This window comes from Cupriavidus pauculus (genome assembly GCF_022179805.1).
GTDB classification, from domain to species: Bacteria; Pseudomonadota; Gammaproteobacteria; order Burkholderiales; family Burkholderiaceae; genus Cupriavidus; species Cupriavidus pauculus_E.
The window spans coordinates 99,126-108,886 of sequence record NZ_BPUO01000020.1 but is presented as its reverse complement, the minus strand read 5'-3'; the positions used below and the strand labels follow the sequence as shown (position 1 = coordinate 108,886).

6 protein-coding genes are annotated in these 9,761 nt (G+C 68.6%); 2 read left to right on the top strand and 4 right to left on the bottom strand.

Going from position 1 to position 9,761, the window contains the following annotated elements; translation table 11 throughout:
• Nucleotides 1-161: 161 nt before the first annotated feature.
• On the bottom strand, nt 162-1,766 hold the full coding sequence (locus MFF62_RS28000; RefSeq protein ID WP_309295922.1) for a phospholipase D family protein: 1,605 nt from the start codon (nt 1,764-1,766) through the stop codon (nt 162-164).
• A gap of 130 nt (nt 1,767-1,896) precedes the next feature.
• Between MFF62_RS28000 and MFF62_RS27995 the strand changes: the two genes are divergently transcribed.
• Entirely contained in the window at nt 1,897-2,973 is a 1,077-nt protein-coding gene (locus tag MFF62_RS27995; protein ID WP_238266677.1) for an alkene reductase, read from the top strand.
• Between the two features lie 30 nt (nt 2,974-3,003).
• Here the strand turns inward: MFF62_RS27995 and MFF62_RS27990 are convergent, their stop codons facing one another.
• Nucleotides 3,004-4,149 carry an aromatic ring-hydroxylating oxygenase subunit alpha gene (locus MFF62_RS27990; RefSeq protein ID WP_238266675.1) on the bottom strand — a complete coding sequence of 382 codons (1,146 nt, stop codon included), beginning with the start codon at nt 4,147-4,149 and terminating at the stop codon, nt 3,004-3,006.
• 276 nt (nt 4,150-4,425) lie between these two features.
• Here MFF62_RS27990 and MFF62_RS27985 point away from each other — a divergent pair, with 276 nt between their 5' ends.
• Nucleotides 4,426-6,330: a PAS domain-containing hybrid sensor histidine kinase/response regulator gene (locus MFF62_RS27985; protein ID WP_238266673.1), complete on the top strand. Its 1,905-nt coding sequence runs from the start codon at nt 4,426-4,428 to the stop codon at nt 6,328-6,330.
• Between the two features lie 15 nt (nt 6,331-6,345).
• On the opposite strand, the gene pdeM is transcribed toward MFF62_RS27985, so the two are convergent.
• Both pdeM and MFF62_RS27975 read right to left on the bottom strand, forming a co-directional pair.
• On the bottom strand, nt 6,346-7,038 hold the full coding sequence (gene pdeM, locus MFF62_RS27980) for a ligase-associated DNA damage response endonuclease PdeM (RefSeq protein WP_238266671.1): 693 nt from the start codon (nt 7,036-7,038) through the stop codon (nt 6,346-6,348).
• A gap of 8 nt (nt 7,039-7,046) precedes the next feature.
• A complete protein-coding gene (locus tag MFF62_RS27975; RefSeq protein WP_238266689.1) occupies nt 7,047-9,749 on the bottom strand; it encodes a ligase-associated DNA damage response DEXH box helicase in 2,703 nt (900 codons plus the stop codon).
• Nucleotides 9,750-9,761 lie beyond the last annotated feature (12 nt).

The following is a 9,761-nucleotide window of genomic DNA, read 5'->3' as shown; positions in this document are numbered from 1 at the left end:
CTGCTTCGCGGTCTGGTTCAGCCGCTTCGAGATCGGAGAAATCGATCTACGCGCACCCTGATGCGCGTAGATCACGTGTTACCTATGTATCCGAACACCCGTTACCCATGTCCCCGGTACGTACACCACTCGTGGGAGAGGGGAGCCAAACAAAGCCCTGATTAAAGCTCCTCCTCCACCGGCAACACCCTCAACACCCCCTGCTTGAACTTGTCCCAGGCGTTCATATCTGGTTCGCTGGTGTACGTCCGCAGCACCCCATCCTCGCGCGTCACCCATTGCAACGACTCGCCGTCGTCGGCCAGCACCACCTGGTAGGCCGCGTCCAGCAGCGCGTCGTCCACGCCCTGCCCCAGCATGGCGCACAGCGCCTGGCTGTCGACCACGATGCCCATCTCCGTATTCAGACGCGCCGAGCGCGGGTCAAGGTTCAGTGATCCGATAAACAGCTCGTGACGGTCGACCATATAGGTCTTGGCGTGCAGGCTCGCGCGGCTGCTGCCGCCGGGGCCATGGCGCTTCTTCTGCTTCACCAGTTCCGCATAGGCGGTCGGTTTCAGTTCGTAGAGGATGACGCCAGCCTGAAGCAAGGCCTTGCGCCTGGGCGCATAGCCGGCGTGGACAGCGGACACATCGGTGGCGCCGTAGGAATTGGTCAGGATGCGCACCTGCACGCCGCGCTTCTGCATGTCGACCAGCCATGTCATCGCGGAGTCGGGCGGCACGAAGTATGGCGAGATCAGCGTCAGGTCGTGCTGGGCACCTTCCAGGACCTTCACAAGCTTGGGGATGGCGTGCGTGGAATCGTCGTCGGGCGGATGCAGGACCTTGGCCGCGCGGTCGGCGATCACGGTGGCCTGGCCCCAGTACTCGGGCAGCTTGTTCTCGCGCAGCAACTGGACGATGCCGGTCTCCAGCACCGATTTGCCGTAGGGCGTGGCGCGCATGGCCACGGCGTGCTCGTCCAGGTAAGTGCGCAGCGTCTGCTGCTGCTTGGCAGCCTCGTCGCCACTGAGCGGCTTGGCCAGTACCGATAGCGGGTACACGGCCTGGCTGTTCCAGAAATCGTCGAATACGGCCGATACCTGCGGCACCACGGGGCCGGCGGCCAGCAGGTCGAGGTCGGTGAAATCGGTGTCGGCGGCGCCGTAGTACTGGTCGCCGATATTGCGGCCGCCCACGATGGTGAGCTGGTTGTCGGCCGTCATCGACTTGTTGTGCATGCGCCGGTCGATGCGCCGGAAGTCGGTCACGTATTCGAACAACCGCATCTTGCGGCTGGCGAACGGGTTGAACACCCGCACTTCCACATTCGGATGGGCATCCACGGCGGACAGCGCCTGGTCCTGCCCGGCCAGATGGATATCGTCGAGCAGCACCCGCACGCGCACGCCCCGGTCGGCCGCGGCCATGATCTCGGCCATCAGCGTCAGGCCCGTACCGTCGGCGTCAAAGATGTAGTACTGGATGTCGAGGCTGCGCTGCGCGGTGCGCGCCAGCGCGATCCGCATCGCCAGTGCGTCGGTACCGGACAGCAGCGGATAGAAGGCCGATTGCCCCGGATGGGCCGCCAGCTTCGGCGCCAGCCCGCGCGCCAGGGCCGTGTCGGTGGTGTCCTGCAGCGCCATCTCGGGCGGTAGTTCGGGCCGCTGCGGCAGGCCCGCGCAGGCCGTCAACAGCAGTGCAAACAGCGACGCCAGCCAGGGTGCCAACAGCGTCATCAGGGGCCGGCCCAGCCAGCCGGGCGCAGCTTGCGTGACATGCATCGTGCCCCTCCCGCGATTGTTCCAGCCCAAACAATGGACATGTACAAAAACGACGATAGCGATCATACCGCGCGCTGCTATTCTTTCGATACTTTCATTTTGATAGCTTATAGCCAGCACGCATATCCATATGACTACCCTGTTCGATCCGCTCCACATTGGTGACCTGCACCTGCCCAACCGTATCGTGATGGCGCCGCTCACGCGGCTGCGCGCGGCCGATCCGGTCCACGTTCCCAATGCACTGATGGCCGAGTACTACGCGCAACGCGCCAGCGCCGGCCTGCTGATTTCCGAAGGCGTGCCCGTGTCGCCCGAAGGCGTGGGTTACCCGAACGTGCCGGGCCTGTGGGCCGACGAACAGGTGGCGGGCTGGAAGCAGGTGACCGAAGCCGTGCATCGCGCTGGCGGCCGCATCGTGGCGCAGTTGTGGCATGTGGGCCGCATTTCGGACCCGAGCCTGCTCGACGGCCGCACGCCCGTGGCACCGAGCGCCATCGCGGCCGGCGGCAACGTCAGCCTGCTGCGCCCGCAGCGCCCGTTCGTGGTGCCGCGCGCGCTGACCGTTGAAGAAATCGCCCAGGTGGTGGCCGATTTCGGCCGCGCCGCCGCCAATGCCAAGGCGGCCGGTTTCGATGGCGTGACGATCCATGCGGCCAACGGCTACCTGCTCGACCAGTTCCTGCAGGACGGCAGCAACACCCGCACCGACGCCTACGGCGGCACCATCGAGAACCGTGCGCGCATCCTGCTGGAAGTGGCCGATGCGGTGACGGCCGTCTGGAGCCCGAACCGCGTGGGCGTGCACCTGGCCCCGCGTTCGCCCAGCCATTCGATGGCCGACAGCCAGCCGGCGCAGACCTTCGGCTATGTGGCCGAGGCGCTGGGCAAGCGCGGTATCGGCTTCCTGTTCGTACGGGAAACGCAGGGAGAAGGCGCGCTGCTGCCGCAGCTCAAGAAGGGTTTTGGTGGCGCGATCATCGCCAATGACGGGTTCGACCAGGATGCCGCACAAGCCGTGCTGGATACCGGCGCCGCCGACGCGGTGGCGTTCGGCCGCGCGTTCATCGCCAATCCGGATCTGGTAGAACGCCTGCAACAGCGGGCCGAACTGAACGCGGTAGACCCGGCCACGCTGTACGGCAGCCCCGGCGCGCCCGCGCAGGGCTACACCGACTACCCGACGCTGACCCAGGCGCGCGCCTGAGTCAGGCTACGGCCCGGTCGGCGCAGTGAGTTACGGCTGACCGGCCGGGATGGGCTGGATCGGGATCACGGTGCGCGCGCCGCATTCGCGCAGCAGGTTGCGCAGTTCCTTGATCACCGGGAACACCTCGTGATTCCAGTCCTCGCCCTGCTGGTCGTGGGCGGCCTGCTCCATTTCCACGATCTCGCGGTCTTCCTTGAAGATGCGCTCGGTGAACCAGACCAGCAGCGGCCACGCGATATCCAGCGCGAACGGCACGCCCGGACGCCGGATCGACAGCGTGCCGAACGTGCGGTTGGTGCGCTGCGCGGCGTCCAGCGGCACGTAGGCAATCCACAGGTCCATCACCAGCGTGCCCGAGCCGGAGACGATCTGCAGCGTCTGGTACGGATAGCCGGTGCGCACCGTCATCACGTCCTTGTTGTTCTGGCCGCCGTCCTTGCCGAACACCAGCGCCTCGCCCACGGGCTGCTTGCCGCCCTCGCGCTCGAACACATAGTCCACCTCGACAAAGCCCTCGCCACGGCGACGGCCCAGCGACCGCGCCCGCATCATGCCCATCTGCTTGCGATGCAGGAACTGATGGTTCATGTCCATCAGGTTCTCGTGCATGAACGAATAGTGGCACTTAACCTCGCGGCCCAGGCGACGCGTCTTGTACTTGGGGTCGGATACGGAAGCAAAGGCCGGCAGCGGCTTCTGCTCGGCCAGCCCGGGGTCTCCGGGAAACACGAAGATCAGTCCGGCGCGTTCCTGGCACGGATAGGCGCGCACGCCGTTGGGCAGCCGTTCCTTGCCCAGGTAAGGCACGTCGATGCAGCGGCCCGAGCAGTCGTACGTCCAGCCGTGGTAGCAGCAGCGGATCGATTCGCCTTCCACCACGCCCGCATGCAGCGGCACCTGGCGGTGCGCGCAGCGGTCTTCAAGCGCGAAGATCTTGCCGGTGGCGGTGCGCACCAGCACGATCGGATCGCCGGCAAACCGCACGCCATGGGCGCGGCCAGCCTTGACTTCACGCGACCAGGCCACGGGGTACCAGTGATCGGGATGGATGGGCACGCGCCGCAGGTCACGGGCCGGGGCATCGGGCAACGGCACGGCGCCGGTGGCGCCCGTCGCGGCGGGCTCGCCGGGGAGATCTGAGGTACGGCGGTCTAGCGCTGACTCTGCATACATGCGGGGCGTCTCCCTGGATCCGGCATCCGATCCCCGCCGCCTGGATGGCGTGTCGGGATATCGGGCAGGCAATCTCGCGAGTCTAACCCAATGGCAGCGCCCGGTCTGTCAGCTTTTATCCGACTGGCACGCGGTGCCGGCGTCCTCCGATCGGGTGAATTCGGCCGGTATTCGAAGGGCCTGGATGCCGGATTTGCAACACACTTGCCGACGCCGCGCCCAATCGGGTTATCCTCTCAGGCAACCTTCACTGAGGCATGCCAGTTCCCCCCAATCATGTCCCGCACCGCCCGTGCGCCCACCCCGCACCGCGTCTCCGACGAAGATGCTTCGTACCGTACGCTGGTCGAAACGATCAGCGACTACGCCATCTTTTCGCTCGATGCCACCGGGCACGTCATGAGCTGGAACGCCGGCGCCGCCCGCATCAAGGGCTGGCGGCGCGAGGAAATCCTGGGCCAGCATTTCTCGCGGTTCTATACCGAGGAAGCCAAGGCCCGCAAGTGGCCCGAGTCGGAACTGGATAGTGCCGCGCGGCTGGGCCGCTTCGAGGACGAAGGCTGGCGGGTGCGCAAGGACGGCACCCAGTTCTGGGCCAACGTGGTCATTACCGCGCTGCGCGACCCCGACGGCAAGCTGATCGGCTTCGGCAAGGTCACGCGCGACATGACCGAGCAGCGCCGCACCGCCGAGGCGCTGCGCCAGAGCGAGGAAACCTTCCGCCTGCTGGTGGACAGCGTCAAGGACTACGCCATCTTCATGCTCGACCCCGAGGGCCACGTCATGAGCTGGAACGCCGGGGCGTCGTACATCAAGGGCTACCGCCGCGACGAAATCCTGGGCAAGCACTTCTCGGTGTTCTACCCACCCGATGACGTGGCGGCCAACAAGCCCGCGCGCGAACTGATGATCGCCCGCGAGCAGGGGCGCGTGGAGGACGAAGGCTGGCGCGTACGCAAGGATGGCTCGCTGTTCTGGGCCAACGTCACCATCACGGCCGTCTACGATGCAAAGCGCGAGCTGCGCGGCTTTGCCAAGGTCACGCGCGACATGAGCGAGCGCAAGCGGCTGGAAGAACTGGAGCAATCGGAACGGCGCATGAACGAATTCCTGGCAACGCTTTCGCATGAACTGCGCAACCCGCTGGCGCCCATCCGCAACGCGCTGACCGTGATGCAGATGCGTCCGGACGACCCCGGCGCCATGCGCAAGAGCGTCGGCCTGGTGGAGCGCCAGATGTCGCACCTGACCCGGCTGGTGGACGACCTGCTCGACGTGGGCCGCATCGCGGCCGGCAAGATCGAGCTGCGGCCGGAGCCGCTGGACGCACGCGACGTGATCGCGCTGGGCATCGAGGCCGCCGATCCGGCGCTGACCGCCAAGGCGCAGACGGTGACCGTGACCACCGACGACGTGCAGATGCCGCTGTTCGCCGACCGCACGCGGCTAAGCCAGGTCATGCAAAACCTGCTGCTCAATGCGTCGAAGTTCTCGTCGCCGGGCGCGCAGATTGCCATCTCGGCGTCCACGCGCCACCGGACGCTGGTCATCCAGGTCATCGATCATGGCCGCGGCATCTCGCACGAGGCGGTGGAGTCGATCTTCAACCTGTTCGTGCAGGAAGACCGGCCCGGCAGCACCGCGCAGGGCGGCCTGGGCATCGGCCTGTCGCTGTGCCGGTCGCTGGTGGAAATGCACGGCGGCTCCATCACCGCCGCCAGCGCGGGGCCGGGCCTGGGCGCCACGTTCACGGTGCAGCTACCGCTGGCGGCGTCGGCCGACGCACCCAGTAGCGCCGATGGCGGCGCCACCGGTAGCCGCCGCCGCCGGCGCGTGCTGCTGGTGGACGACAACCGCGATGCGGCCGACAGCATGTCGATCCTGCTGGAGATGTCGGGCCACGAGGTGACCACCGCCTACGACGGCATGGAAGCCATCCACGCCGCTGCGCGCGTGCGCCCCGACGTGGCGCTGATCGACCTGGCCATGCCCGGCATGGACGGCTTTGCCGTGATCCACACGCTGCGCGGCATGCCGGCGCTGTCGGGTACCCGATACGTGGCGCTGACCGGCTTCGGCCAGGCGTCCGACCGCGCGGAAACCGCTGCCGCAGGCTTCGACGTGCATCTGGTCAAGCCCGTGGAACTGGAAACGCTGCTGAAGGTGATTGGCGGCGAATAACGTCACCCCGCCACCTCACCCCGCATTCCGTCCGCCCGCCGGCAATGCCCACACCCGGCCGTCGCCAACCACGTAGATCGCCTCGCCCTCCCCCGCGCGTACCGTGGCGTGCCCGGTAAAGACGCCGAACGCCGGCAGGATCATGCCCTGCTGGCCCACCACGAAACACGGTAGCCGCAGCGCGTCGGCTCCTCGGCCGCGCAGCACGCAGGCCGGGTGCAGATGGCCCGCCAGCGCATAGCCTTCCGCCCGCGCGCCCGGCTCATGGCACAGCGCGAACGGCGGCACCACGAACGGATCGGTCTCCACGGCAATGCCCAGCTCGGGCGGCGGATCGCCAGCATGGGTGTCGTGGTTGCCGCGCACCAGCGTGCAGTGCACGCGTGCGGGCATGGCGCGGCGCCAGTCGTGCAGTGCCAGCAGCACGGCCGCCGTGCGCGCGGCCCGCGCATGCAGGAAATCGCCCAGCACCACCAGTTCCCTTGCCGGAAAGCGGCGTGCCAAGTCCAGCAGGCGCGCCAGGTTGGCTGCCGTGGTGCCGTGCGGCACGGGCTGGCCCAGCGCGCGGAACGTCGCGGCCTTGCCCAGATGCACATCGGCCACCAGCAGCATGGCGGCGCGCGGCCACCAGACCGCGTGCTCGGGCAGCAGCCAGAGTGTCTCGCCAGCCACGTCCACCACCTGGGCGCCGACGTCGGTAGCCGTCATCGTCATGGTCATAGTGGCGGCAGCGGCTTGGATGGCTTGCGCGGACGCCTGGGCTTGCGCGGCCCCGCCGGTCCCGCGTGATCGGCCATGCCAAAGCGCGCCAGTTCGGCCACGCGCGCCGCGTCGACGCCGAGCGGCGTGTCGTGCATTGGCCCACTATATTTGCCACTCCCCTTGCCGCCCTCGCCAGAATCGCCGGGCCGCGCCGCCGCCTGCTCCAGTTCGGCCAGCATCCGCGCGATGCGGTCGGCCAGATTCTCGGTGCTGAGCTTTTCGCGCAGGAACTCCACAATCAGCGGGAACGACAGCGGCGACGGCCGGCGCAGTTCACGCAGATCCAGCCGCAGCCGGGCCAGCCGTGCGAGCGTGTCGGCCAGCCGGTGCGCGTCCAGTTCCTGCATCAGCACCTCGCGCTCGGCCTGGCCCAGCAGCAGGTTGCCGGGGTCGTGCTTGCGGAACACCTCGTAGAACAGGCTCGACGATGCCTGCAGTTGCCGCGCGCTGTGATGCGCGCCGGGGTAGCCCTGGAAGATCAGCCCCGCCACCCGTGCGATCTCGCGGAAGCGGCGCAGCGACAGTTCGCCCGCGTTCAGGCTGCCCAGCACGCCGGCGGCCAGGTCGCGCTGGCGTTCCTCGGCCAGCACCTCGGGCAGCCATCGGCCCCAGTCCACCGGCCCCGACGCCAGCAGCTCCAGCCCGTAGTCGTTCACGGCCACCGAGAACGTGGCCGGCACCTTCTGGCCCAGCCGCCATGCCAGCAGGCTGCCCAGCCCCAGATGCACCGAGCGGCCCGCGAACGGGTACAGGAACAGGTGCCAGCCTTCGCGCGAGTGCAGGCTTTCGGCCAGCAGCGTGTCGGGCGAAGGCAGCGCCGACCAGCGCGCCTGCAGTTCGACGATCGGCGCGATCAGCGGCAGTTCGGGCGTGGTGGCTGGGTCCAGCCGCCCGGCCCGCACCGCGTCGAGCGTGGCCACCACGGCTTCGGCCAGTTCGGTGGAAAGCGGCATCTTGCCGCCGTTCCAGCGCGGCACGGACGGGCGCTTGCCGGTGGCGCGGCGCACGTAGGCCGTCATCTCCTGCACGCGCACCAGTTCCAACAGCCGTCCGCCGAACAGGAAGCAGTCGCCCGGCGCGAGTCGCGCGATAAAGCCTTCCTCCACGGTGCCCAGCGACGCGCCGCCGCCGGCCCGCGTCCAGAACCGCACCTGCATCGACGCATCGCTGACGATGGTGCCCACGCTCATGCGATGGCGCCGCGCCAGCCGGGCATCGGGCACGCGCCAGATGCCGTCCGCGTCGGGCATCGCGCGGCGGTAGTCGGGATACGCGGTCAGCGTCGGCCCACCCTGCCGCACGAAATCCAGGCACCAGCGCCACTCGTCGTCACTCAGGCTGCGATACGCCCAGGTCTGACGCACCTCGCACAGCAGGTCGTCGGACTGGAAGCCGCCGCCCAGCGCCACGGTCACCAGATGCTGCACCAGCACGTCGAGCGGCTTGTCAGGCGATTCGCGGGCCTCGATGTTGCCCGCCTCGATGGCCAGCCGCGCCGCCACCGACTCCACCAGTTCCAGGCTGTGCGTAGGCACCACGGTCACGCGCGACGCCCGGCCCGGCGCATGGCCCGAGCGCCCGGCCCGCTGCAGCAGCCGCGCCACGCCCTTGGGCGAGCCGATCTGCAGCACGCGCTCCACGGGCAGGAAGTCCACGCCCAGGTCCAGGCTCGACGTGCAGACCACCGCGCGCAATGCGCCGTTCTTGAGGTTCAGCTCCACCCATTCGCGCACGGCGCGGTCCAGCGAGCCATGGTGCAGTGCGATCTGCCCGGCCCAGTCCGGACGGGCATCGAGCATGGCCTGATACCAGATCTCGGCCTGCGAGCGCGTGTTCAGGAATACCAGCGTGGTGCTGCTGGCGTCCAGTTCGCGCAACACGTGCGGCAGCATCGACAGGCCCAGGTGGCCGGCCCACGGGAAACGGCCGGCGGTATCCGGCAGCAGCGTATCGACGATCAGCGTCTTGGGCGTATGGCCGTGCACCAGCACGCGGCGGTCGTCGGGCACGCCGGCCAGCAGCACATCGCGCGCATGGTCCAGGTTGCCCAGCGTGGCCGACAGGCCCCACACGCACAGGTCGGGCTGCCATTGGTGCAGCCGCGCCAGCGCCAGTTGCACCTGCACGCCGCGCTTGCTGCCGATCAGTTCGTGCCATTCGTCGACCACCACCAGCCGCACGCGGCCCAGCGCCTCGCGCGCATCGGCGCGGGTCAGCAGCAGCGACAGGCTTTCAGGCGTGGTGACCAGCGCCGTGGGCAGCCGCCGCGCCTGCGCCGCGCGCTCGCTGCTGCCCGTGTCGCCCGTGCGCAGCGCCACGGCCCAGTCCAGCCCCAGTTCGGCCAGCGGCGCCTGCAGTGCGCGCGTGGTATCGGCGGCCAACGCGCGCATCGGCGTGAGCCACAGCACGGTCAACGGTGGTGGCGGCGTGCCCGCGCGCCTGGGCGGTTCGGCCAGCGCCAGCAACGCGCCCAGCCACGCCGCATAGGTCTTGCCGGTGCCGGTGGTGGCGTGCAGCAACCCGCTCTTGCCCTCGGCGATGGCTTGCCACACCGCGCGCTGGAAATCGAACGGTTGCCAGTGCAGCGCCGCGAACAGCGCCGGCAGCGCTTCGGCCACGGGCGGGGCTTGCACGAACGGGATGTCTTCGGCGCCCATGGCCGGTTCATC